Origin of the sequence: Enterobacter sp. 342, assembly GCF_036663495.1 — a bacterium.
GTDB lineage: Bacteria > Pseudomonadota > Gammaproteobacteria > Enterobacterales > Enterobacteriaceae > Enterobacter.
Genome location: NZ_JAWUEI010000040.1, coordinates 1 through 24,029, shown reverse-complemented (window position 1 = coordinate 24,029; position 24,029 = coordinate 1). Strand labels below are relative to the sequence as shown.

20 protein-coding genes and 2 pseudogenes are annotated in these 24,029 nt (G+C 53.1%); 6 read left to right on the top strand and 16 right to left on the bottom strand.

All coding sequences use genetic code 11. The features are described 5' to 3' along the window. Positions 1 to 6: 6 nt before the first annotated feature. Entirely contained in the window at positions 7 to 1,098 is a 1,092-nt protein-coding gene (locus V6E55_RS22190; RefSeq protein ID WP_316943933.1) for an alkylhydroperoxidase domain protein, read from the top strand. Between the two features lie 6 nt (positions 1,099 to 1,104). Here V6E55_RS22190 and araJ read toward each other — a convergent pair whose 3' ends face one another. After that, complete coding sequence (gene araJ / locus V6E55_RS22185; protein ID WP_316943932.1) at positions 1,105 to 2,280, bottom strand: MFS transporter AraJ; 1,176 nt, start codon at positions 2,278 to 2,280, stop codon at positions 1,105 to 1,107. A gap of 168 nt (positions 2,281 to 2,448) precedes the next feature. Between araJ and ppk2 the strand changes: the two genes are divergently transcribed. Then, the gene (ppk2, locus tag V6E55_RS22180) at positions 2,449 to 3,267 is read left to right on the top strand and encodes a polyphosphate kinase 2 (protein ID WP_114977157.1); all 819 of its coding nucleotides are present in this window, start codon (positions 2,449 to 2,451) and stop codon (positions 3,265 to 3,267) included. A gap of 61 nt (positions 3,268 to 3,328) precedes the next feature. Here ppk2 and fdnI read toward each other — a convergent pair whose 3' ends face one another. Genes fdnI through fdnG form a run of 3 tightly spaced genes read right to left on the bottom strand, consistent with a single transcriptional unit; the run spans position 3,329 to position 7,918 of the window. Beyond that, positions 3,329 to 3,982: a formate dehydrogenase-N subunit gamma gene (fdnI, locus tag V6E55_RS22175; protein ID WP_316943931.1), complete on the bottom strand. Its 654-nt coding sequence runs from the start codon at positions 3,980 to 3,982 to the stop codon at positions 3,329 to 3,331. Beyond that, positions 3,975 to 4,859, bottom strand: coding sequence for a formate dehydrogenase subunit beta (gene fdxH, locus V6E55_RS22170; RefSeq protein WP_316943930.1), 885 nt, complete (start codon positions 4,857 to 4,859; stop codon positions 3,975 to 3,977). The genes fdnI and fdxH overlap by 8 nt, the downstream gene beginning before the upstream one ends. An 11-nt stretch (positions 4,860 to 4,870) precedes the next feature. After that, entirely contained in the window at positions 4,871 to 7,918 is a 3,048-nt protein-coding gene (fdnG, locus tag V6E55_RS22165) for a formate dehydrogenase-N subunit alpha (protein ID WP_316943929.1), read from the bottom strand. Positions 7,919 to 8,139: 221 nt separating this feature from the next. On the opposite strand from fdnG, the gene yddG reads away from it, so the two are divergent. The 3 genes from yddG to V6E55_RS22150 all read left to right on the top strand — a co-directional run bounded on the left by yddG (position 8,140) and on the right by V6E55_RS22150 (position 11,251). Continuing rightward, positions 8,140 to 9,018 (top strand): aromatic amino acid DMT transporter YddG, encoded by an 879-nt coding sequence (gene yddG, locus V6E55_RS22160; protein WP_316943928.1) that lies wholly within the window; start codon positions 8,140 to 8,142, stop codon positions 9,016 to 9,018. Positions 9,019 to 9,648: 630 nt separating this feature from the next. Further along, entirely contained in the window at positions 9,649 to 10,731 is a 1,083-nt protein-coding gene (gene ompC, locus V6E55_RS22155) for a porin OmpC (protein WP_114977150.1), read from the top strand. 79 nt (positions 10,732 to 10,810) lie between these two features. Beyond that, positions 10,811 to 11,251 carry a GFA family protein gene (locus V6E55_RS22150; protein WP_114977149.1) on the top strand — a complete coding sequence of 147 codons (441 nt, stop codon included), beginning with the start codon at positions 10,811 to 10,813 and terminating at the stop codon, positions 11,249 to 11,251. A 32-nt stretch (positions 11,252 to 11,283) separates the two neighbouring features. Here the strand turns inward: V6E55_RS22150 and V6E55_RS22145 are convergent, their stop codons facing one another. Both V6E55_RS22145 and V6E55_RS22140 read right to left on the bottom strand, forming a co-directional pair. Beyond that, positions 11,284 to 12,468: an OmpP1/FadL family transporter gene (locus V6E55_RS22145; RefSeq protein WP_114977148.1), complete on the bottom strand. Its 1,185-nt coding sequence runs from the start codon at positions 12,466 to 12,468 to the stop codon at positions 11,284 to 11,286. A 196-nt stretch (positions 12,469 to 12,664) separates the two neighbouring features. Then, positions 12,665 to 14,056: pseudogene (locus tag V6E55_RS22140) on the bottom strand (MFS transporter); the annotation flags it as partial. Between V6E55_RS22140 and V6E55_RS22135 the strand changes: the two are divergent. Beyond that, positions 14,054 to 14,560: pseudogene (locus V6E55_RS22135) on the top strand (TetR family transcriptional regulator); the annotation flags it as partial. The pseudogenes V6E55_RS22140 and V6E55_RS22135 overlap by 3 nt on opposite strands. 57 nt (positions 14,561 to 14,617) lie before the next feature. Here V6E55_RS22135 and V6E55_RS22130 read toward each other — a convergent pair. From V6E55_RS22130 to V6E55_RS25905, 10 genes are all read right to left on the bottom strand, one after another. Further along, positions 14,618 to 16,057: an anion permease gene (locus tag V6E55_RS22130; protein ID WP_316943927.1), complete on the bottom strand. Its 1,440-nt coding sequence runs from the start codon at positions 16,055 to 16,057 to the stop codon at positions 14,618 to 14,620. A gap of 93 nt (positions 16,058 to 16,150) precedes the next feature. After that, entirely contained in the window at positions 16,151 to 18,745 is a 2,595-nt protein-coding gene (locus V6E55_RS22125) for a bifunctional aconitate hydratase 2/2-methylisocitrate dehydratase (protein WP_316943926.1), read from the bottom strand. 17 nt (positions 18,746 to 18,762) lie between these two features. After that, positions 18,763 to 19,311 carry an RBBP9/YdeN family alpha/beta hydrolase gene (locus V6E55_RS22120; protein WP_108089835.1) on the bottom strand — a complete coding sequence of 183 codons (549 nt, stop codon included), beginning with the start codon at positions 19,309 to 19,311 and terminating at the stop codon, positions 18,763 to 18,765. 20 nt (positions 19,312 to 19,331) lie between these two features. Then, on the bottom strand, positions 19,332 to 20,207 hold the full coding sequence (gene citG, locus V6E55_RS22115) for a triphosphoribosyl-dephospho-CoA synthase CitG (RefSeq protein WP_316943925.1): 876 nt from the start codon (positions 20,205 to 20,207) through the stop codon (positions 19,332 to 19,334). After that, on the bottom strand, positions 20,182 to 20,721 hold the full coding sequence (gene citX, locus V6E55_RS22110; protein ID WP_316943924.1) for a citrate lyase holo-[acyl-carrier protein] synthase: 540 nt from the start codon (positions 20,719 to 20,721) through the stop codon (positions 20,182 to 20,184). The genes citG and citX overlap by 26 nt, the downstream gene beginning before the upstream one ends. Positions 20,722 to 20,726: 5 nt before the next feature. Next, positions 20,727 to 22,247, bottom strand: coding sequence for a citrate lyase subunit alpha (citF, locus tag V6E55_RS22105; protein ID WP_316943923.1), 1,521 nt, complete (start codon positions 22,245 to 22,247; stop codon positions 20,727 to 20,729). 30 nt (positions 22,248 to 22,277) lie between these two features. Continuing rightward, positions 22,278 to 23,153, bottom strand: coding sequence for a citrate (pro-3S)-lyase subunit beta (citE, locus tag V6E55_RS22100; RefSeq protein WP_129995723.1), 876 nt, complete (start codon positions 23,151 to 23,153; stop codon positions 22,278 to 22,280). After that, positions 23,153 to 23,443 carry a citrate lyase acyl carrier protein gene (citD, locus tag V6E55_RS22095; RefSeq protein WP_237992904.1) on the bottom strand — a complete coding sequence of 97 codons (291 nt, stop codon included), beginning with the start codon at positions 23,441 to 23,443 and terminating at the stop codon, positions 23,153 to 23,155. Before citD ends, citE begins: the two co-directional genes overlap by 1 nt. Before the next feature lie 24 nt (positions 23,444 to 23,467). Continuing rightward, positions 23,468 to 23,944: a hypothetical protein gene (locus tag V6E55_RS22090; protein ID WP_316943922.1), complete on the bottom strand. Its 477-nt coding sequence runs from the start codon at positions 23,942 to 23,944 to the stop codon at positions 23,468 to 23,470. Positions 23,945 to 23,968: 24 nt separating this feature from the next. Continuing rightward, positions 23,969 to 24,029 (bottom strand): IS1 family transposase (locus V6E55_RS25905; protein ID WP_071528444.1); only part of this gene is annotated, 61 nt, incomplete at its 5' end.

Here is a 24,029-nt window from a genome sequence, read left to right as displayed (position 1 = left end):
ACACCCATGTCATTAAGTCAGGACATTCTCGCCGAGCTGGCGGAAATTACCCCCGGTTCCCCTCTCGCGCAGGCGCGCGCCACACGTGATGCCGCCACGCGCCACGCGCAAGGCAGCTACGAAATCCTGTTTAGCCAGCAGGATAATGATTTTGCACTCAACGAGCGCTTCACCGTGGCGGCAAAAGTCGCCCGATGGCACAACTCGGAGGCACTGGCCGCGCACTACGCGGGGTTTGGCCTGGCCGACCCCACCTCAGAACGCCTGACCCCGGCGCTGAGTTTTGCGCGCCTGCTGACATTTTCCCCCGTCGAAGCGACGCCTGCAGCGTTAAAGGCGCTGACCCAGGCGGGATGGAGCAAGGAAGGCATTGTTACCCTGGCGCAACTCGTCGCATTTGTGAGCTTCCAGAGCCGACTCGTCACCGGGTTGCGGCTTCTGAACGACAAACCTGTCGCCAAAAGCGATGTGCCGGTGGCGGCAGGCATCTGGCACACGACCGCAACAACGGTCACCGGTAAAGCGTCCCCCGTCGCGTTCACCCAGCAGGAGCTAGGTTGGGAACCATGGATAGCGGCCAAACCGTTGACGGATTTTCGTGACGATGAGGTCGCCATTCTGGCGAAATTTGGGCATACCGACTCCGACTACTTCCGCCTGCTGGGGCGCAACCTGCTGGTGCTTGAACAGCGCACGTTGACCGATAAAGGAATTTTTTATACATCGGGGGGATTACCGCGCGCCGAGCGCGAGCTGGCCGCAACGGTAGCCAGTAAAATCAACGGCTGCATTTACTGCGCATCCGTCCATGCGCGTAAAGCCAGCCAGCTGTCAAAAAATGACGCCGCGGTAGAGGCCCTGCTGGCGGTACGTCCCGGGCAATCCCTGAGCGAGGGGCAGTCAGCACGCTTGCAGGCGGAGATTAATTTTGCTGCGGCGCTGTCGGTTACCCCGCCTGCCGCCACGCCGCTGCATCTTGCCGCGCTGGAAAAAGAGGGGCTGGATACCTTAGCGCAGCTGGACCTGGTGCAAGCCACAGCGTTCTTTGCCTGGGCCAACCGTCTGATGCTGCCCCTGGGCGAACCCTGGCTTGCCTGAACAAAATCAGGCTAGCGCGCGAGCGTTAGCCTGAGCCTGTCTGGCCCGCAGATGGCCGTAGATCAGCAGTGAACTCATAGCCGAAAATGAAAGGAGTGCGGCAGGCAACGTGACATAACTCCAGCTAAAGCCGAGAGTAATCATCATTCCGCCGAAGAAGGCACCAATCGCACTGCCGAGATTAAATGCCATCTGACCACCTGCTGCGCCCAGCATCTCACCGCCCTTCGCATTCTGCAGAAGCAGAATTTGCAGCGGCGCAGAGAGCGCGAATAGCCCGGCACAGCAGATAAACCCCATGACCAATGAGGCCGTTTTCAGTTCGCCAAAGGCGAAAAGCAGCAGCAGAGAAGTCACAATCATCATGTCGGTGGTGGCCGCAATATGCAACGGGCTAAAGCGACCCGATAGTTTACCGCTCAACAGATTGCCCAACACCATGCCGAACCCCATCAGCATCATGATGGCTGTCATCACCCCTTCGGTGAAGCCAGAGACGTTGACCATAAATGGTTTAATGAAACTGAACCACGCAAACACCCCGGCGTTGCCACACATAGTGGCAGCAAAAATCAGCCAGGGTTCTGGTTTTTTAAGGAAGTGGAACTGCTCGGTCAATTTGATTTCTGATTTGTCGTGGATGTCCGGCACCCAGAGCAGAACGGAGAGGATCACCAGCGCATCGAACACGGCAATCAGGAAAAAGGTATAGCGCCAGTTGAATTCGTGCCCCAGCCAGGTCCCCAGTGGAACGCCCACCAGGTTGGCTACGGTCATACCGGCGATCATCCCGGCCACCGCGACCGTCACTTTCCCCGGTGGCGCAATTTTAGAAAGGATAATTGCCCCGACGCCAAAAATGGCCCCGTGCGGAAAACCAGAAATCAAACGCCCCAGTGCCAGCCAGAAGTAAGACGTTGAAAACGTAAATATTGCATTTCCGACTGCCGACATCGCCACCAGAAACAGCAGTGTGGTTTTTAACGAGAACTTGCCTGAGAACAGCGCCATAATCGGAGCGCCAATCACCACGCCGAAGGCATAAAACGAGATCATATTCCCGGCGGAGGGAATTGAAATGCCGGTGTCATGTGCCAGCTCGGTTAAAACCCCCATAATGCCAAATTCAGCCATTCCCAGGCCAAAGGTGCTCAGCGCCAACGAAAAAATTGTCTTTTTCATACCTCAACCACTGGTTAATCACTCGCGACGGGCATTATTGAATAATCTTGTATGGTGAGCCAGTTCAAATCAGTTGGCTGACACGTTAATCCATTAATTCAGGTGGATTACACTTCTAAGTGCGGCCTCGCTTTTTTTCCCGCGCCGGACAACCTGAGGATGACAATCATGGGAAGCAAAAAGAAAACCAGTGCCACTGTTGATGTCGTAAAAAATGCACCGTTAAAAACTAAAGAGTATGAGCAAGAGCTTCGTCGCCTCCACGTTGAACTGGTTAAGCTCCAGCAATGGGTTGTCGCTAAAGGGCTAAAAGTGTGTATTGTTTTTGAAGGACGCGACGGCGCCGGCAAAGGCGGTACCATTAAAGCAATCACCGAGCGTGTCAGCCCACGTGTATTTCGCGTTGTTGCCCTTCCCGCGCCAACCGAGAAAGAGAAAACCCAGCTCTATTTTCAACGTTATGTTCCCCATTTGCCTGCCGCCGGGGAGATCGTCATATTTGACCGAAGCTGGTACAACCGTGCAGGTGTCGAGCGGGTAATGGGATTCTGCACCCCCGAGCAAGTTGAGAAGTTCCTTGATGGTGCGCCGGTGATGGAAAAAGCGATGGTGGATGCCGGCATTATCTTGCTGAAGTACTGGCTTGAGGTGACGCCGAAAGAGCAGGAGCGCCGTCTGCGCGACCGTATTAACGATGGTCGTAAAATCTGGAAACTCTCACCGATGGATATTAAATCCTTTAACCTGTGGGACGAGTATACCCTCGCGCGAGACGCTATGTTTGAAGCCACCGATACCGCCTGGGCGCCATGGTTTGTGGCACGTTCAGAAGATAAAAAACGCGTGCGGCTAAATATTATTTCGCATCTACTTACGCAAATCTCATATAAAGAAATTCACGTCGACAAGGTGGATTTACCGAAACGTAAAATCGGCAAAGTGAAACCCACTAAATACCCGTTTCGGTATGTGGAAGAGCGGTTTTAATATAGCAAGGGATAGACCCACGCATGCGCAGCGCCGCCGGGCAAAACCGACGGCGCAGGCCTTACTTCAATCCTTCCGTACTTTCCTGTTTCGCTTCCTGTCGTTCCACCTCACGATACCAGCGTGGGTGATGTTTCTGCGCCCAACGGTGGCTCACCTTCCCTTCAATCATGCCTTTAATCGACCCTTTAACCCAGAATGCCATATACATATGGATCAGGATGGCGTGGATCAGAATGATTGCTGACGTCGCGTGGATCAGCAGCGCATAACGCACCACCTGAATCGGAAAGAAGTGTGCAAAATACGGTCGCCAGATAATCACGCCAGTTGCCAGCAGCACAAAAATCATGCTCATAATGGTCCAGAACATCATCTTCTGCCCGGCATTATATTTGCCTACTTTCGCGACTTTGTGCTCGTTACCTTTCAGGACTTCAACAATCCCTTTCACCCACGGTATATCCTGCCTGTCGGGGATGTTGTGATGGACAAAGCGCACGAACATAAACATCAGCACCACAAAAATCAGCACACCGAAGAACGGGTGCAGAATACGCCCCATCTGAGGCGTGCCGAAGGTTTCGGTCAACCACTGCAACGTTGGGAAGAAGAAGGAAATCCCCGACACTGCGACCAGAAAGAAGCAGATGACCACCGTCCAGTGACAGGCTCGATCGACAAATTTTGTACGCACAATCCATGTTTTACTCATGATGCTCCTCCTCGTCGTCATCCACCTCTTTGTTCGGCCCAATACCAATATAGTGATAAATCAGCCCGGCAAAGGTGGCGATAAAGCCCGCCGCCGAGAGCGGTTTAAGCGCCCCTTTCCACAGGTTGATCGCGGTGTCGATTGCCGGATCCTTCGGCAGATTGTGGTACAACTCCGGCTGGTCATTGTGGTGCAGTACGTACATCACGTGCGTGCCGCCCACACCCTGCGGGTTGTAAATACCGGCCTTGTCGTAACCACGTGCTTTCAGTTTGTCTACCCGCGCCTGCGCCACGTCCAGCATCTCTTTTTTGGTGCCAAAGTGGATAGCGCCGGTCGGACAGGTCTTCACGCAGGCTGGCTCCTGCCCGACGCTGACGCGGTCCACACATAAGGTGCATTTGTATACCCGGTTATCCTCTTTATTGAGGCGCGGGATATTAAACGGACAGCCCGCAATGCAATAGCCGCAGCCAATACAATTGTCCTGCTGGAAGTCGACAATGCCGTTAGCGTACTGAATGATCGCCCCGGCAGACGGACACGCTTTGAGACAGCCTGGCTCTTCACAGTGCATACAGCCGTCTTTGCGGATCAGCCATTCCAGTTTGCCGTTCTGGTCGGTTTCACTAAAGCGCATCACCGTCCAGGATTTGGCGCTCAAATCCGTCGGGTTATCGTAAACCCCAACGCAGTGCCCCACGTCGTCGCGAATATCGTTCCACTCCGAACAGGCCACCTGGCAGGCTTTACAGCCCACACAGGACGAGACATCGATAAGCTTAGCGACTTCTGCCTTGTAGTCCCGCGCACGTGGCGCGGGGGTAATCGGGTTCGTCGCGGAGCGTTTGATAATGTCTTGTGTTTCCATCGCCATTTAATCGCTCCTTACGCTTTCTCGATGTTGACCAGAAACGCTTTGTACTCCGGCGTTTGCGAATTGGAATCGCCGACGTTTGGCGTCAGGGTGTTGGCGATGTAGCCTTTCTGTGCCACCCCTTCAAAGCCCCAGTGCAGTGGGATACCGACGGTTTCCACCTGCTGACCATTCACGTTCAGCGACTGCAAACGGCGAGTGACTACCGCCACTGCGCGGATAAAACCACGTTTGCTGCTCACCTTCACGCGGTCGCCGTTGGCTATGCCCTTCGCTTTCGCCAGGGTTTCACTGATCTCCACGAACTGTTGCGGCTGGGCGATGGCATTAAGCCGCGCATGCTTGGTCCAGGTGTGGAAGTGCTCGGTCAGGCGATAGGTGGTCCCCACATACGGGAACGTATCCTTCTTACCTAAACGCAGCACATCGTCCTCGTAGATACGCACCACCGGGCTGGAGATAACGTTCGGGTGCAGCGGATTCGTACCCAGCGGCGTTTCCATCGGCTCGTAGTGCTCCGGGAATGGCCCTTCCGCCAGCTTGTCGAGAGCGAACAAGCGTCCCAGACCTTCCGGCTGCATGATAAACGGCCCGGTTTTACTGCCTGGGGCTGCGGTGTTGAAATCGGGGATATCATTCCCCGCCCACTTCGTGCCATTCCACTGGATCAGCATCCGTTTCGGATCCCACGCTTTACCGTTGATGTCCGCCGAGGCACGGTTGTAGAGCACACGACGGTTCAGCGGCCACGCCCATGCCCAGCCCAGCGTATTGCCCAGCCCGGACGGGTCAGCGTTATCGCGGTTAGCCATCTGGTTACCCTGCTCCGTCCAGCTACCGGCGTAGATCCAGCAGGAAGAGGCCGTTGTACCGTCATCGCGCAACAGTGCAAAGCTGTTCAGCAGTTGACCTTTCTTCGCTACCAGCGTGCCGTTGGCATCATAGAGATCCGCCAGCGCCACGCCGTTGTTCTCTTTCGCGACCTCTTCAGACTCAGGATGGTCCGGCTGTTTGTAGTCCCAGCTCATCTTCAGCAGCGGCTCAGCACCTTTACCGCCTTCGGTGCGATACCTCTCACGCAACTGGTGATAAATCCCGGCCAGGATCTCGCCGTCGTTACGCGCTTCGCCCGGTGCATCCTGGCCTTTCCAGTGCCACTGTAGCCAGCGGCCCGAGTTAGCAATAGACCCGTCTTCTTCCGCAAAGCAGGTGGACGGCAGGCGGAACACTTCGGTCTGAATGGATGCGGTATCGACATCGTTCATCTCGCCGTGGTTCTGCCAGAAGTTAGAGGTCTCAGTGACCAGCGGGTCGATAACCACCATGTACTTGAGCTTGCTCAGACTGCGCACAACCTTGTTTTTGTCCGGAAACGAGGCCACCGGGTTGAAGCCCTGGCAGATGTAGCCCGTGACGTTGCCCTTATCCATCATGTTGAAATACTTGATGACGTCGTAAGCCTGATCCCACTTCGGCAGCCACTCGAAGCCCCAGTCGTTCTCTTTCTGCGCCTCGTCACCATAGAAAGATTTCATCAGGCTGACGTAGAACTTCGGATAGTTGCTCCAGTAGTTCACCTGATCCGGTAACGTCGCTTTTGGCGTGTTGGCCGCCAGATACGTTTGCAGATCGGCCTGTTTTTCGGACGGCAGAGTCAGGTAGCCCGGCAGACTGGTCGACAGCAAACCAAGATCTGTTAAGCCCTGGATATTGGAGTGACCGCGCAGGGCGTTCACGCCGCCCCCTGCCATCCCCATATTGCCGAGCAGCAGCTGGATCATCGCCATGGTACGGATGTTTTGCGCACCAACGGTGTGCTGCGTCCAGCCCAGTGCATACAGGAACGTGGTGGTTCTGTCGGCGACACTGGTTGAGGCCAGTACTTCACACACCTTCAGGAAGTCCGCTTTTGGCGTACCGCAGATATTTTCCACCACGTCCGGCGTATAGCGGGAAACGTGCTGCTTGAGCAGGTTCCACACACAGCGCGGATGCGTCAGCGTTTCGTCACGCATCGCGTGGCCGTTTTCATCGAACTGGTAGTTCCAGGAGGACTTGTCGTACTGACGTTTTTCGGCGTCATAGCCGCTGAACAGCCCGTCATCGAAGGCAAAATCATCCCTCACCAGCAGATTCGCGTTGGTGTAGTGCTTAACGTATTCCGCGTTAATTTTGTTGTTTTCGATCAGGTACAACAGCACGCCGGAAAGGAACGTAATGTCCGTACCGGAGCGGATGGGTGCATAGATATCAGCCACCGAAGCCGTACGCGTAAAACGCGGATCGACGACGATAAGCGTTGCATCATTGTTGTTTTTCGCTTCCATCGCCCAGCGGAAACCGACAGGGTGTGCTTCAGCGGCGTTACCGCCCATCACCACCACGACATTAGCGTTTTTAATATCAACCCAGTGGTTGGTCATCGCACCGCGACCAAATGTTGGAGCAAGACTTGCTACCGTTGGTCCGTGTCAGACGCGCGCCTGGTTGTCTACCGCCAGCATGCCGAGAGAACGCACAAATTTTTGCGTCAGCATGCCGGTTTCATTGCTGGCTGCGGAGGCACACAGCATCCCGGTGGAAAGCCAGCGATTAACCGTTACGCCCTGCGCGTTCTTTTCAATAAAGTTGGTATCGCGGTCGGCTTTCATTAATTTGGCAATACGGGAGAAGGCCTCATCCCAGGAGATACGTTGCCATTTGTCGGAGCCTGGCGCACGATATTCCGGGTAACGCAGGCGATTTTCGCTGTGAACATAGTCCAGCAGACCCGCCCCTTTGGGGCAAAGTGCCCCACGGCTCACCGGATGATCCGGATCTCCTTCAATATGATAAATCGCTTCTCTGGCGTTCTTCGCGCCATCGCCCAGGCTATACATCAAAAGCCCACAACCTACGGAGCAGTATGTGCAGGTGTTACGGATCTCTTTCGCACGCAGCAGTTTATAGTTGCGTGCCTGAGCCAGCGCCATTTTGGGGGCAAATCCCAGCATTGCGGCTGTGGTTCCGGCCATACCGCCCGCGCAGATTTTAAAAAATTGTCTGCGGCTGACGTCCATTGTTGTCCTCGTTTTCGTATAAGACTTCGCGCCGCAAACTAGCAGTAAAGCAGTTGATTTTTTTGCGTCAAATCAAGGTCGCTTGTCTTCCCCCCCTAAATAGTCACTCCCGATACTTTCAAATACCTCTTTTTGATTAAAGACTTAAGATAATCATTCGCGGTAGCGGCAGGATTAATGCTATAAATTTTTCCTTTGATTTTTATGGCGACGGCAAGGTGATGGACAGAAAGAGAGCAACGCTCATTGGACTGGCGGCAATACTGTTATGGAGCACGATGGTTGGGCTCATTCGCAGCGTGAGCGAGGGGCTGGGGCCGGTAGGCGGTGCGGCAATGATCTACACCGTCAGTGGATTATTGTGTCTGGTGACGGTGGGATTCCCTGATATTCGTAAATTCTCGCCACGCTATCTTATTGCAGGTAGCGTTCTGTTTGTCAGTTATGAAATTTGCCTGGCGCTGTCGTTGGGATATGCCGCAACGCGATCGCAGGCCATTGAGGTCGGTATGGTCAATTATCTGTGGCCGAGCCTGACGATTGTATTTGCCATTTTGTTCAACGGGCAAAAATCTACCCTGTGGGTGATCCCCGGGTTAGCCATCTCATTGCTGGGCGTCTGCGGGGTATTAGGCGGTGAACAGGGATTACATCTTGAGGAGATCACCCGCAATATCGTGTCCAGCCCACTGAGTTATGCGCTGGCGTTTGCCGGGGCCTTTATCTGGGCGGCATACTGCACCGTAACCAGCAAATTTGCCAAAGGGCAAAACGGCATTACCCTTTTTGTTTTGCTGACTGCGTTGAGTCTTTGGGTGAAATATGCCCTGAGCGAGCAGCCTGAAATGGTATTCAGCGTGCCGGTTGTCGTGAAGCTATTAATGTGCGGCGTTGCTCTGGGTTTCGGCTATGCCTCATGGAATATCGGGATCCTCCATGGCAACGTCACGGTACTTGCCGCCGTATCCTATTTTACCCCCGTACTCTCTGCCGCTCTGGCTGCCGCAGTGCTGAGCTCCCCACTCTCTTTCTCGTTCTGGCAAGGTGCACTGATGGTTTGCGCCGGGTCGCTGCTTTGCTGGTACGCGACACGAAAATAAAGCCTCATTGTTCTGCCGGGAGGTGCACAACCCGGCAGAAACTTAACATAAATTTAATATGTGATCGCACGTCAAAATATTCATCCGCACATTAGAGTACGCGTTTAAATTCTGTTTATATTATCGCTGTTTTTAATCCTCCCCTCCCTCCTCATTGACATAAATTGACACCGTGCAGTAATTACTTCCTTGCGAATATTAACGATGTTAATAGCACAAAGCGCAATAGTATGTTTCTGTGTATTTCAACCAATACCACGGTAATTACGTATAGTTCACTCCGTAACGCGATGATTTATGGTATCCAGTTAAGATAAAACCCGATTAACAAACCATAAAAACTGATAATAACCAATGTCAACTAAACCGGTTAATAACTATATTGCGCATAATAGATCTGATGAGAAAATATACAAAAAATGATCAAATACCCGCCATTTCATTCTGTTTAGCGACCATTTATCCGATCTCGATCACACTAAAGGAAATTATTAGCAATAATTTGAAACTTATTATTGAAAGGCAACTACAACATTTTTAAAAATAGCATGCCATTGACGAACAGCCTCGTTTAGAAATCGTTCGAAGTGGCTCAGGAAATACTTAAGAAAATTATAAGGAATATTTAAGATGAAACTTAAATTAGTGGCAGTGGCAGTGACTTCCATGTTGGCAGCAGGCGTTGTTAACGCGGCTGAAGTTTATAACAAAGACGGTAACAAGCTGGATCTGTACGGTAAAGTAACAGGTCTGCACTATTTCTCTGATGACACCAGCAACGACGGCGACAAAACTTACGTGCGTCTGGGCTTCAAAGGTGAAACTCAGATCAACGACCAGATGTCCGGTTACGGTCAGTGGGAATATGAATTCAAAGGCAACAACGATGAAAGCAACGGCGACAAAGGCAACAAGACGCGTCTGGCCTTCGCTGGTCTGAAATTCAACGAATTCGGTTCTTTCGACTACGGTCGTAACTACGGTGTTGCTTACGACATCGGCGCATGGACTGACGTTCTGCCAGAGTTCGGTGGTGATACCTGGACGCAGTCTGATGCCTTCATGACTCAGCGTGCCACTGGCGTTGCAACCTACCGTAACACCGACTTCTTCGGTCTGGTTGACGGCCTGAACTTTGCTGCTCAGTACCAGGGTAAAAACGACCGCGATGACATCACCGAAGCGAACGGTGACGGTTGGGGCCTGTCTTCTACCTATGAAATGAATGGTTTCGGTGTTGGTGCAACTTACGCGAAATCTGACCGTACTGACCGTCAGGTCCGTGATGGCCGCGTAGTTGACACCATGAACGCTGGCGGTGACAACGCAGAAGTTTGGGCTGCTGGCCTGAAATACGATGCAAACAACATCTACCTGGCAAGCACCTACTCTGAAACTCGCAACATGACCAACTTCGGTGATGGTTATATCGCGAACAAAGCTCAGAACTTTGAAGTTGTTGCTCAGTACCAGTTCGACTTCGGCCTGCGTCCATCCGTTGCTTACCTGAAATCCAAAGGTAAAGAAATCGGTACTTATGGCGACCAGGACCTGGTTGAATACGTTGATGTTGGCGCGACTTACTACTTCAACAAGAACATGTCTACCTACGTTGATTACAAAATCAACCTGCTGGACGACAACAAGTTCACCAAAGCTGCAGGTATTGCTACCGACAACATCGTTGCACTGGGTCTGACTTACCAGTTCTAAGATTTGTCAGTATAAAAAGGCCAGCCTTCGTGGCTGGCTTTTTTTATACAGTTTGACTGGCGTAATAAAGGAGCACGCCATGCACATATTCAAAGGACGCTGTTTATGCGGGATGAGCCAATTCAGCGTTTCCCTCAACAATTTCGACGTCTATGCCTGCCACTGCACACAATGTCAGAAGTGGTCAGGTGGTATTGCCATGTATCTGGAAGCCGCGGGTAAACCGCTTGTGGAGCAAGACTCGATTGCCCCTTCTCACTTCTCGTCTTCTGCGCGCGGAGAACGCTGGTTCTGTCCGGGATGTGGTTGTCCACTGTGGTTCAAGCTGACCTCAACAGCACGCTATTTTATTCCATGGACATTACTTGAGATGAGCGAAGATGAACGACGTCGACTGGTGCTCGCCGCTGAAATCTATACCGAAACCCAGCCCGCATTCTTTGGTCTGACCGGACAATACGCGCGCTATAGCGGTTCAGAAATTGAAGCCATGGATAAGCACTGCCTGCTCACCACGTAGGCCGCGTTTTTCGCATACCTTCCTTTCTGTTATTAAAACTGGTAGCTGTAGTTAACGCTGGTAAACCACAGATATGGGTGATTATAGTCACCACTCAGCAGCCCAGGGGATTGCACCTTCGAAGACTGCATATGCAGGTATTCGACGGCAAATCCGATATTGCTGGCTGGCGTTAACTGATATTGTGCCCCGGTCCCGAAGCGCCATTCATCTCCAGTTGGCAACGTCATTGCGACATCGCTCTGGTTGCGATAAGGCGAACTATCAAACGCGACCCCGGCGTTCAGGCGCCATTGCGGAGTGGGTCGATATTGCACGCCCAGCGCGGTATGCCAGGTATCCTTCATGCGGTTGGTTTTATCAAGCGTATTGCCGCTTACCGTAACTTGTGGTGCGCCAAACTGGCTCCAGTCTTGCCAGCCCAGATCGCCCATTACTGACCACTGAGTATTAATGTCATGCACCAGGCTTAACATCAGCTGTTGCGGCGCGCGAACCTGTGCAGAAATGGGCAGGTTGTACTCGACATTAGGTAGATTCGGGAAACGTGCTTTACCGTTCACGTTGAAGTCGTACTCGGCTTTACTGTTCCAGGTGATCCCGGCCCGGGTCTGTTCTGTGAGTTGCATTAACAACCCAAGACGGTAACTCATCGCCCAGTCGTGGTCCTTGTCGTCGTGGTCATCACCATCAACGGTGCGGGTGAGTGATAAAAAACCATAATTAAGATTCACCGAACCGCCCACCGACACCCGGTCGCTAAGCTTCCAGGCAAGTGATGGACTCAGGGTCATTGCCACCATCGTGCTCTTTTTGATCAGGCGCTCACCCGCCCAGTTACCGTAATCAATACCCAGACCATAGTTACCGTACAGACCAATACCGGCATACAGACTCTCGTTGACTTTCTGGCTATAGAACGCGCTGGCATTCGGTGTAAGCTTCATGACGTTGCCCGGGCTCTGCAAACGGTCGTTATCGAGCTGGTAATCAATATTACCGCCCAGAGCCTGCAACCCGCCGGTGAACATATGTTCCGGAAGCCGGGTCATCCCTGCAGGGTTGGTGACAATTGTTGAGGCATCCTGCGCGCGGGCAGCCTGCCCGGCTCCCGCAAGCGCCGTATCTTCGGTACCGATTTCGTAGAAATAGAGCGCACTGGCCTGAGACACAGAGGAAAACACCAGTCCTGTACTAAGAAGAACCACTTTTTTCATAGTTTTATCTACCGGGTCAGGGATAATGAAATTCTTACGCAGTAATCAGCATAGTTGTAATAGCGCACTATCGAAATTTCTGATGCGAAGGAAAGACAGAACCGTGAGCAGAAACTAGACGGCAACGCGTCGGCTGATTTCGACAACCCTAACGACACCCAGCGCGCCAACCGTAAGCCAGGTTTTCCGGTTCTATTTACCGCGGGTTGACCTTAGCCAGGCTAAACCAGACGCCAACGGCCAACAACAGCAGCATTACCCCTGCACTCCCCAGCGCCACGCTGTGCGAAGTGATAAACGCGCTTTTCGCTGCTTCAATCAGTGATTCCGCCATCGTTGGTGTCAGATCCTGCGCCACCTTCATCGCTTCACCAATGGATGATGACGCTTTGTCGACGAGAGAAGCATTCAGCCCCTGTGGCAATTCAATTGACGCCGTGAAGCTGCGGGTCAACAGCAGACCAAAAATGGCGATCCCCAGACCGGCACCCAGTTCATACGACATGGTTTCAATCGCCCCCGCGGCAGCGGCTTTCTCTTTTGGCGCAGCCGCCATAATCGCTGAGGTTGAAGCCAACAGCGCGCTAGCGGCACTGAAGCCCAGCAGCACCATCAGGCCCCACGCCTGCCACTGCTGAGTGCTGAAGTCGAGCAGCGATAACCCCATAAAACTGACGGCACTCAACCCCATTCCGCCGGCCGCGACGATGCGTAGCCCCAGATGCCCAACCAACACACCGGCGATCGGCCCACTGAACCCGCTGGCAACCATCAGTGGCAGCATAAACATGCCCGCTTCAAACGGCGTAAAGCCGTGAACAAACTGCAGCTCCTGGGCCATCAACAACTCAAACCCGACCAGCGCAATCATCGCGGTCATCGCCATTACAACACCACTCAAAATGATACGGTGGCAAAAGAGACGCATGTCGATCATCGGGACGCGTGCGCGGAGCTGAATGCGCACGAAGATGAACAGCAGCACCGAGCCGGTAACCAACGCAGACACGACTACCGCCGGTGACAGGACGCCTTTTAGGGCGGTCTTCGCACTGTAGACCAGCAGTAAAATCGCCACGATCAGCATGATGGCATGGCTAATATTCAGCGGTTGTTCCGGGCGACCTTGCTGACGCGGCACAAAACGTGCGGCCAGCGATACCACGAGCAGCACAATGGGGACGTTGATTAAAAACACCGATCCCCAGTAAAAATGTTCGAGCAGCATACCGCCAATCAACGGACCAAATGCTGCGCCACCGGATCCCACCGCTGCCCAGACACCAAGGGCGATATTGCGATCCCGCGCGTCGGTAAACAGCGTACGGATCCCCGCAAGCGTAGCCGGAATAATCATCGCCGCACCAATCGCCAGCGAGGCGCGCGCCGCAATCAGCCATCCTGCAGACGGGGCAAACGCTGCCGCCAGCGATGACAAGCCAAACAACGTACTGCCGATCATTAACAGTCGTTTGAAACCAATGCGATCACCCAGTGCCCCCATCGGCAGCACCATCCCCGCCATCACCAGCGAGTAAATATCAATGATCCACAGTAATTCGTTACCGCTGGCCCCCAGCGTCATACTCTACGCCGCGTTGCGGCTGAAGCCGGGGTCGCGACCGGACAGGTTCACCATCATTTTACCTCCGGCGGGGAGCTAAAATCGCTGGCTTTTGTTCGCTTGATCCGTGAACTGCTGGATGCAGATGTCGTCGGCAAGCAGGCTGGTTGGCGGGAGCAACTTCATGCCATGCTCGGGAGCGATGATGGCAGGTTTGAACCTTACATTCGCCTGTGGCGTGAAGCGCAGATCCTGGCCAACCGCGATGCCGACATTAAAGGTGCCTATATCATGACCATGGAAATGTGGCACCAGGAAACGGTAGCGCTTATCAGAGCAGGCACTGAGGCCGGGGCATTTAGCCCTGATGACCGGGCAGAAAACATTGCCTGGCGTTTGATTGGGCTGGTGTGCGGTCTGGACGGGATGTATATCTTAAACATGCCCGAAATGGACGAAGCTGCATTTAACAACCATCTTGATAAATTAATTACGCTCGAATTATTTAATACCCTATCGCAGAAATGATGTCGCCGGGTGGCGGCTTCGCCTCACCCGGCTTGCGTTTCACCGTCCCCAGGTTCGTCAGGACTGCAGCATGCCGTGCTGCATCAGGAAACCCCACCAGGGAATGCCGAGGAACATGTGAACTAAAAACGTGCACAACGCCACGAGCGTGCCGATGGTCCACCATGACTTGATGTCGTTATACCCGGCGGCGAAGATAATCGGCCCCGCTGCGCCGCCATAGTGCGTGATGCAACCGCCATAGGAGTTGGAAAACAGAATGGCGAGAGCAAGCAGAACGGGTGCCGTTCCGGTGACCAGCCCCACGGTGGCAAAGACCGGCACCATCGCCGCGACGTATGCCCCGCCTGAGGCAAAGAAATAACGAACCAGCACGCTGAGAAACACGATAATAACGACAGTCATATTCCCCGCGCTGAGAAAATCGAGGTGCGCTGACATGAAATCAGCCAGCCAGCGGAAAAATCCCTCCTTGCTAAGGGTAGCGCTCAGACCGATGATGCCCCCGTACCACATCAGGGTATTCCAGCCACCTTTGTTTTTCTGTACGTCGCTCCAGCCGATAATATTAAACAACAGCGCTGCCCCCATCGCGATAATGGCGACGGCGGATTCATTAAGCCCAAGGTGACGAGAGAAGATCCAGCCTAATAACGCGGCGATAAAAATCACCACCAGCCCCTTCTCTTTGAGGCTCATTGCTCCAAGGTTTTGCAACCCGTTGGTCGCGATAGCGACATTATCAATGTGTTTAATTTCCGGAGAGGCAACCCGGTAACAAATATAGGGAATGATACACAGCATCAATAACCCCAGCGGAGCACCTGCCAGCATCCAGCCTATCCAACTAATATGGATATGGAAGATATCGGAAATTAACTGTAGCGCTAACGCATTCCCGGCAAAGCCTGTTAAAAACATATAGCTGGTCGTTTTAGTGACCATATAGACATTGACCATTAAATAACGGCCAGCTTTGCAAGGTGTCTCTTTTGGCGTTGAACCTAATACCGTCGCGATGCTGTTAATAATAGGAAAAACCACTCCACCTGCCCGCGCGGTATTTGAGGGCGTTGCGGGTGCCAGCACCAAATCCAGTAAGGCAGTCACATACCCCAGTCTCAGCGTCGTACTGCCAAACCTGAGGATAAACCAGTAGGCAAGCCGTTTTCCCAGACCGGTCGTGACAAATGCCGCGCTAAGCGTAAAAGCACTAAATACCAGCCAGGTCGTGCCTGAGGCGTATCCACTCAGCACATCCATTGATTTTACGGGTGAATCGGGAAATTTTGTTACGGTAAAACAGGTTAATGCTACCGCAACCAACATAATAACAGGTTCAGGATAAGGTTTAATCACCAACCCAACGATAGCAGACAGATATATGCCAGCCAGTATCCATGCCTCTTTGGTTAATCCATCAGGCGGAGGAATAAATATTGCCAGCAATATTATTATGGCAAGTAATATTGTTTTTAAAACATTTGATTTAAGCATATCTCACCCATGAGAAAAGGGTCCCTGAATAGCAGAGACAGCTCCTGAGAGAAGCCTCTGCCGACGAAATGCATTCAAAAAATAAATAAGACGCTACAGGTTAACCACCTGAATATTATCATCCTCTTCGGTTTTATATTCGGTCAGAGTATCAAAGCTGAGATAGCGGTAGATATTTTCATTCGCGTCATGGAGTTTAGCCGTAAAGCTAAAATATTCTACCACGGTTGGCATTCTACCCAGTATGGCTGCAACGGTGCTTAATTCAGCCGAGGCAAGGAACACTTTCGCATTTGTCCCCAGACGATGCGGGAAATTTCGGGTGGACGTCGATACAACGTGACTTCCTTCCTGCACCCTCGCCTGATTCCCCATGCAAAGGGAACAGCCCGCAGGCTCGATTCTCGCCCCCGACTTAATAAACTGACTAAAATAGCCTTCACGGGAGAGTTGCTGGGCATCCATTTTAGTCGGCGGTGCGAGCCACAAACGCGCCTGATTTTCGCTGGCACCGGCCATAATTTTACCCGCTGCGCGAAAATGACCAATGTTTGTCATGCAGGAACCAATAAAGACCTCTTCGATTGGGGTGTCCGCAACCTCAGAAAGTAAACGGGCATCGTCCGGATCATCTGGCGCGCATACTACCGGTTCGGTGATTTCATTAAGGTCAATCTCAATCACTGCGGCATATTCTGCGTCAGGATCGGCAGACAGTAATGAAGGATTAGCCAGCCATGCCTCGATTTCAGCGATACGATGTTCAAGCGTGGCAGCGTTCTCATAACCCTGCTTAACCATCCAGCGCAACAGTGCCGCATTAGAACGCAGATACTGTATAACGCTCTCTTCCGACAGACGCATGACACAAGCGGCGGCGGAGCGTTCCGCGGATGCATCAGCCAGTTCAAATGCCTGCTCAGCACTTAACCTATTCAGCCCTTCAATTTCCAGAATTCGGCCAGAGAAAATATTGCGCTTATTCTTTTTCTCAACCGTCAACAGTCCCTGCTTTCTGGCGTAAAGCGGAATGGCATGCACCAGATCGCGAAGGGTGATCCCTTTTTGCATCTCTCCTTTAAAACGCACCAGCACCGATTCAGGCATATCCAGAGGCATAATGCCGGTTGCGGCGGCAAAAGCCACCAGCCCGGAACCGCCCGGGAAGGAGATCCCCAGCGGGAAACGAGTATGAGAATCGGCACCTGTTCCAACCGTGTCAGGTAGCAGCATGCGATTAAGCCATGAATGGATAATGCCGTCGCCCGGCTTGAGCGCAACCCCTTTACGGCTGGTGATAAACTGCGGCAGGGTTTCATGCAGTTGGACATCTACCGGCTTAGGATACGCAGAGGTGTGGCAAAAAGACTGCATCACCAGGTCGGCTGAAAACGTCAGGCAGGCAAGGTCGGTTAACTCGTCGCGCGTCATCCCGCCAGTGGTATCCTGAGAGCCGACGGTAGTGATTTTTGGCTCGCAATACTGCCCAGGGCGGATCCCCGCCACACCGCAGGCTTTACCTACCATTTTTTGCGCCAGCGTAAAACCTGTTGCAGATGATGCAGGTGACGCGGGCTTGCGGAATACCTCTGAAGGCTCAAGCTTCAGCGATTCCCGCGCTTTCGCCGTCAGGCTGCGCCCGATAATCAACGGGATCCGCCCGCCGGCGCGCACTTCGTCCAGCAGCACCTCGGTTTTAAGGGTAAAGGTCGTTACCAGCCGCTGGCTTTCTGTCTCACGAATTTCCCCCTTGTAGGGGTAAAGATCGATCAGCATCCCTGTCGTCAGCGCGGAGACATCCATCTCTACCGGCAGCGCGCCGGAATCTTCCAGCGTATTGAAGAAAATGGGCGCAATTTTTCCGCCAAACACAAACCCGCCGTTGCGTTTATTCGGCACGTACGGAATATCGTTCCCGATGTGCCACAGGATGGAGTTGGTGGCGGATTTACGTGAGGATCCGGTCCCTACGACGTCACCGACGTACACCAGCGGCCAGCCTGCCGATTTTAATTCTGACAACTGACGCAAAGGGCCACGCACGCCAGGCTCATCGGGTTCAACCCCTTCCCTGGCGTTACTGAGCATGGAGAGCGCGTGCAGTGGAATATCGGGTCGTGACCACGCCTCGGGTGCCGGAGACAAATCGTCGGTATTGGTCTCGCCGGGGACCTTAAACACCTTCAGGGTGATTTTTTCAGGCATGGCCGGACGACGGGTAAACCATTCGGCATTCGCCCAGGACTGAAGCACCTCTTTTGCCCGGATGTTACCGTTCTTCGCTTTAGCTTCCACCTGGCTGAATTTTTCAAAGATCAGGATTGTAGAAGAAAGCTGCTCAGCGGCCAGCGGTGCCAGGCTCGGATGGTCGAGAAGCTCAATCAGCGGCTGGACGTTATAGCCCCCCTGCATCGACCCCAGCAGCATCGTTGCCTTTTCGGGAGAAAGCCCATTAATCTGGTATTCCTGTAACGCTACCTTAAATAAAAACGCGGCTTTTAACTTTGCGGCAGGATCGACGCCCGGCGGTACGCTGTGGGTTAATAAGTCAATTAATAATGGATGAGGTGCGGACACATCGTTAATTAAACGATGAATAACTGCATCGGTTTGTTCCGCTGTTAACGGTTTCGCCGGAATACCCGTTTCAGCGCGCGCTTTCAGGTGCTGATTATAATCATCTAACATAGGTTCTCCTGTTAAAGCTAAAGTTGTTCACAAAATTCTGTTAATCGTTTGAGTCCATATGGCCATTCACCAAATCCAGACTCAGAATTAATATGTCCGGCCTCACCGATATCGATGAGATGACCGCGCCAGCACGTTGCCCAAAACTGAGCGCGAGAAAAAGGCATCAGGGGGTCGTTTCTGCTGGCAAACATCATGCAGGGAACCGGTAATGGGGTTGGCTGAATGGCCTCGTCAAGGCCGAACATTGCAGGTTCTGCCGGTGCAACCATCACAACTCCGGCGACATTTGCCTGCCGTGTTTGCAGCAGTCTGCACGAGGCCAGCGCGCCAAAGCTGTGGCCGACGAGGATAGCGGGCAACTGGCATACTGCCAGCTCGCGGGTAATGGCGGAGACCCAGTTTTCAATATCGGGCTCTAGCCAGTTTTTCTGCTGGATCCGTTTCCAGAAAGGAAAGCGTCGCCCCCAGCAGCTTTGCCAGTGATGTTCATCGCTGTCTCTCAGACCCGGCACCAGAATAAGGGTATAAACGTTACTGAGCTGCTGCAGGCGTTGTTCAATCATGACGTTTTCCTGTTACGCGATTATTCGGCTGGAAATTGTGACAATAACCATCCAACGGAAATAAGATCGGCACTACCACCGGGGCTTAAATTGCGTTTGATAAATTCCGCGTCCATTCTGGATAACGCCTTGACTAATCTATTTGCCGTCAGGCGTTTTATTTTTAATAGCCTTCTGGAATAGCGCCTGGCGTAATTCAGCCCTTTTACTCCCCCACGGGAAACCAGATTGGTATCCGGGTTCACCGCCATCATTCCCAGAAACATTCTCAGTAACGCCAGGTCTTCGGATTCGCCCTGACGTAACGCGGTTTCCAGCTGCGGGAGACCTGCCTGACGCACCGTGATGAAACCACGTGCAGCTTCTCCTCTCGCCCCTGTGAACCCGTATTTCTGGAACTGCTGTTCGCCTTTCGTTTTGGCGATACCGGTCGTTTTCAGTTCCTGTTCAACGATACCGGTACAGATAAGGCGGGTCTCATGACATAAACTGCGCTGCGTAAGCGCTTCATCTCTTTGCGTCAGACGTCCCGCCGACGCACACAGCAACCCCAAAGAAAAGATCCCACCTTTATGGGTATTCACGCCACCGGTGGCGTTAAACATTGCCTGCTCACAGGCCAGACCGGTCGGCCTTATGGCCCGCAGCGTTTGCGGGCCAGCAAGACGGGCGGTCTCCCTACCGACGTTAAAGAACACTGAAAACCAGGGCGCAATCGCCGCGATACTGGTCATGAACAGCGCGAAGGTCATGTCGCAATGCGCACCATTGTTTACGCGATCCACCAGACCCGGTTTCGGGGTTAAGTTGATTTCCCGGTACATGGCCTCGGCTGCCAGCTCAGCGAAGGTGCGCTGAATGTCTGGCGCATTACATCTGGCAAGCGAAGTAGTCATCGGTTAACTCCTCGATTACGCGTGCGAGTTCAGCCTGCGAATGACGCCGCGCACGCGAGCAAACGTGGGCCGGTTCATGGCAGATAAAGCATTTGCGCATCGGTTGCTGGATGGCGTTTCTTTTCAGCTGTCCCGTCGTAGGACAAAACACGTCGATATCCCATAAGCGTCCCAGAGGATGGTTATCTTCCAGGTGTGCCGTGACGTGTTTTATCATCCACGCGGGTGCCGATACCGACCAGAGCGCTTCTGGTCCCGTGACCGGTTGCAGGATCTGATGCCGACAGACCGTCCACTGATGCGCGAGAAATACGTCGGCAATCGCCTGATTCGCGACAGCCATCACCCGTCTGGCCAGTTCGGTATCTTTCACCTCCCCCGGCCAGACCAGCGTGACGGACGCAACGGTTTGTTCAGACTGAAACAGCCACGCCTGCTGCCGACGGGCTCGCTGCTCTCTGGAACTCAGCACCTGTTCCAGAGAGACTTTCGCGTTCGAAGCTTTATCCGTCATGAGGATTACTCCTTCACCTGGCGAACCACATCAATCACGCTGCCGTCGCGGTAGCGCACCACGCCGACTATCCGGTCAGTGAACTCGACAGGCTTAGGTTCACCCGAGATGAGCAGCGCCTTTTGGTACAACGCATCGATGTCGACAACGGCAAGCCCGGCGTTAAGCAGGCGTTCACGAATTTCCGGGCGCGCCGGGTTCACGGCAATACCGTGATCGGTAACCAAAACGTCAATACTTTCACCCGGCGTCACCAGGGTGGTGACCTGTCTGACGACGGTAGGAATGCGGCTACGGATCAGTGGGGCAACCACGATGGTGAGATTTGCCGCTGCTGCGACGTCGCAGTGCCCGCCCGACGCGCCGCGCATCACGCCGTCGGAGCCGGTCAGGACATTAACGTTGAACTGGGTGTCCACTTCCAGCGCGCTGAGAATGACCACGTCTACCCTGTCGCAGCAGGCGGCTTTTGCAGCCGGGTTCGCATAGACGTTAGTGGAGATTTCCACGTGGTCGGAGTTGGCCGCCAGGGAAGCCGCTGCCGAGCCGTCAAAGCTTTGCGTATCGAGGATCTTTTCAATTAACCCTTTTTGATGCAGATCGACAATGCTGCCGGTGATCCCGCCGAGCGCGAACCGGGCGACGATATTGTGCTTACGCATCCGGGTTTCCATAAACCGTGTGCAGGCAGTTGACGCCGCCCCTGAGCCGGTCTGAATAGAAAAGCCGCTGCGGAAATAACCGGAGTGTTCAATAACGTCGGCAGCAGAGCGGGCAATCATCAGCTCACGTGGATTACTGGTAACCCTGGCGGCACCTACGCTGATTTTTGCCGGGTCGCCGACGCTCTCTACCTGCACAACATAATCCACCTGATCCTGCACAATGCTTGCCGGCATGTTGGGGAACGGTTTCAGGGTTTCGGTAAGCAAGACCACCTTTTTGGCATATTGCGCATCGACCATCGCATAACCGAGAGAGCCGCACTGCGATGTGCCGCCATTACCGCTGGCATTGCCGTATTCGTCGCTGCAGGAGACCGCCAGAAACGCGACATCAATGGTAATTTCGCCCTGCTGAATCAAATTCACCCGTCCACCGTGGGAGTGGATCTGCACCGGCTCGTCCATCAGCCCGTGCGAAATCGCGTCCGCCAGTTCGCCGCGCATCCCGGAGGTATAGATTTTGCCGATCACACCATTACGAATGTGTTCAATAAGCGGTGCATTGCATGTCATCAGGGAGCTGGACGCAAGCGTGAGCCCTTTCAGGCCGCGCTGAGCGAGCTTGTCCATCACGTAATTGATGACCTTATCTCCTTCGCGGAAGGCGTGATGAAAAGACACGGTCATACCGTCATGCAGGTCGCAGCGGGCCAGCACATCGTCGACGCTTGCAAAAAGTTTTCGCTGATATTTTTGCTGGCTGTCAGCAAGATAAGGCGTCATCGCGTTAGCGCCGCTGAATGCGACGTACTCACGGCGAGAGCCAGGAATGTAATACAGGGTTTCAGTTTGGTTTTTCATTATTCATCCTGTCGCTTGCGATATGGGGAATTACTGACGAATGCCAGAGGCATTTTTGCGTTCGATAACCACGCGGGCATGGTTGATAATCGGCGCGTCGATCATTTTGCCGTTCAGCGAAATCACCCCTAATCCGTTGCGTTCCCCCTCCTCTGCGGCGGCAATTACGCGCTCTGCGTAATCCACCTCTTCCTGCGTTGGCGCGTAGGCGTTATGAAGAATTTCAATTTGTCGTGGATTAATCAGCGATTTTCCGTTGAAGCCCATCCGGCGAATGAGATCCACTTCTTTCAGGAAACCGGCCTCATCATTCACATCCGCGTACACCACGTCGAAGGCGTCAATACCGGCCCCGCGCGCGGCATGCAATACGGCGCACCGGGCATAAAACAGCTCTGTTCCGTCGCCTCGCTCGGTTTGCATATCCATCACATAGTCAAAGGCGGCCAGCGCAATACCCATTAAGCGGTCGGAGGATTTAGCAATAGCGACAGCGTTAATCACGCCAACGGCAGATTCAATCGCCGCCATCAATTTCGTTGAGCCAACGGGACGCCCGCAGCTTTCTTCAATGCGGACGATTTCACGTTCCAGCTGATGAATATCTTCCGGGGTGTCGGTTTTGGGTAGCCGAATGACATCGACACCCGCCCTGACGGCGGCTTCCAGGTCTTTTAATCCAAAAGGAGTATTCAAAGGATTAATTCTGACAACGGTTTCAATATCGTTGTACATCGGATGTTGCAGGGCATGAAATACCAGAAGACGGGCGCTGTCCTTTTCTTTTAGCGCTACGGCATCTTCCAGATCAAACATGATGGAGTCAGGTTTATAGATAAATGCCGTCGAAAGCATGGCGGCACTTGAACCGGGAATAAATAACATACTGCGGCGTAACTTTTTCATTATAACTTTTCCCATGAAATCTCTTCCCGCGCTGTACCTCTGAGCAGTGCAGCCTGAACACGAGCGCGGATCACACAATCCAGCGCACCTTTATCATCAATAATGATCTGCCCCTGATTGATGCCGAACGCAGAAAGGGTTTCATTGACGACCTCTGAAATTCGGTCGCCGAACTGCTTATACACTTCGCTTTGGATGACCACATCCAGCCCGCTCTCGACGGGGCTAACCTTCACCATCAGGTCGCTTGACTCCAGCGTCCCCGCCATCGCGGCTTGCACAATTTTCATATTAATTTTCCTGTGATAATGCGTTTAAACCACTGCCGAAAACGGTTTGGATAAACAAGGCTGATGCTGTACCCCGTTATTCAGAAACGCACGCGTGGTGGCTGGCACCATGCGGCTGGCGGCAGAGATTTTGTTTTCATTTAATAAACGACGAACGGCTGAAGCTGAAACCGGCACATTATTTCCATCTGTTTTTCTGTCTATTTCATGTACGCTGATACAAGCCGACGCACTCGTTTCATCTTCCAGCCAACGGTGCATCGCCCGGTTATATTCAGCGGTTAACTGGCAGAATGGCTCTGTACCGACAAAACGATGATTTATACTCAGCGCGGGAGCGATATAATTTCTGAACAACATGAGGTCAATTGCGGCATAGACTTTATCAATAACCTTTTTATCCTTCAGAAAATAGCCCGGAAATGTCCCGCGTGAAATAATGTATGCCGACCCCGGATGAACGGTGACATTAGAAAGGTGTCGCGAGCCGTCCTTAACCATCGCAAACCGGGTAATGACTCCAACTTATTGATAGTGTTTTATGTTCAGATAATGCCCGATGACTTTGTCATGCAGCTCCACCGAT

Excerpts from the sequence above, each read along its gene's own strand:
- ompC (WP_114977150.1), top strand. The coding sequence starts at position 9,649 with ATGAAACTTAAATTAGTGGCAGTGGCAGTGACTTCCATGTTGGCAGCA.
- V6E55_RS22120 (WP_108089835.1), bottom strand. The coding sequence starts at position 19,311 with ATGATTGAACAACGCCTGCAGCAGCTCAGTAACGTTTATACCCTTATT.
- citF (WP_316943923.1), bottom strand. The coding sequence starts at position 22,247 with ATGAAAAACCAAACTGAAACCCTGTATTACATTCCTGGCTCTCGCCGT.
- V6E55_RS22090 (WP_316943922.1), bottom strand. The coding sequence starts at position 23,944 with ATGGTTAAGGACGGCTCGCGACACCTTTCTAATGTCACCGTTCATCCG.
- V6E55_RS22130 (WP_316943927.1), bottom strand. The coding sequence starts at position 16,057 with ATGCTTAAATCAAATGTTTTAAAAACAATATTACTTGCCATAATAATA.
- citG (WP_316943925.1), bottom strand. The coding sequence starts at position 20,207 with ATGACTACTTCGCTTGCCAGATGTAATGCGCCAGACATTCAGCGCACC.
- citD (WP_237992904.1), bottom strand. The coding sequence starts at position 23,443 with ATGAAAATTGTGCAAGCCGCGATGGCGGGGACGCTGGAGTCAAGCGAC.
- V6E55_RS22150 (WP_114977149.1), top strand. The coding sequence starts at position 10,811 with ATGCACATATTCAAAGGACGCTGTTTATGCGGGATGAGCCAATTCAGC.
- fdxH (WP_316943930.1), bottom strand. The coding sequence starts at position 4,859 with ATGGCGATGGAAACACAAGACATTATCAAACGCTCCGCGACGAACCCG.
- V6E55_RS22190 (WP_316943933.1), top strand. The coding sequence starts at position 7 with ATGTCATTAAGTCAGGACATTCTCGCCGAGCTGGCGGAAATTACCCCC.
- fdnI (WP_316943931.1), bottom strand. The coding sequence starts at position 3,982 with ATGAGTAAAACATGGATTGTGCGTACAAAATTTGTCGATCGAGCCTGT.
- V6E55_RS22125 (WP_316943926.1), bottom strand. The coding sequence starts at position 18,745 with ATGTTAGATGATTATAATCAGCACCTGAAAGCGCGCGCTGAAACGGGT.
- yddG (WP_316943928.1), top strand. The coding sequence starts at position 8,140 with ATGGACAGAAAGAGAGCAACGCTCATTGGACTGGCGGCAATACTGTTA.
- V6E55_RS22145 (WP_114977148.1), bottom strand. The coding sequence starts at position 12,468 with ATGAAAAAAGTGGTTCTTCTTAGTACAGGACTGGTGTTTTCCTCTGTG.
- ppk2 (WP_114977157.1), top strand. The coding sequence starts at position 2,449 with ATGGGAAGCAAAAAGAAAACCAGTGCCACTGTTGATGTCGTAAAAAAT.
- araJ (WP_316943932.1), bottom strand. The coding sequence starts at position 2,280 with ATGAAAAAGACAATTTTTTCGTTGGCGCTGAGCACCTTTGGCCTGGGA.
- citX (WP_316943924.1), bottom strand. The coding sequence starts at position 20,721 with ATGACGGATAAAGCTTCGAACGCGAAAGTCTCTCTGGAACAGGTGCTG.
- citE (WP_129995723.1), bottom strand. The coding sequence starts at position 23,153 with ATGAAAAAGTTACGCCGCAGTATGTTATTTATTCCCGGTTCAAGTGCC.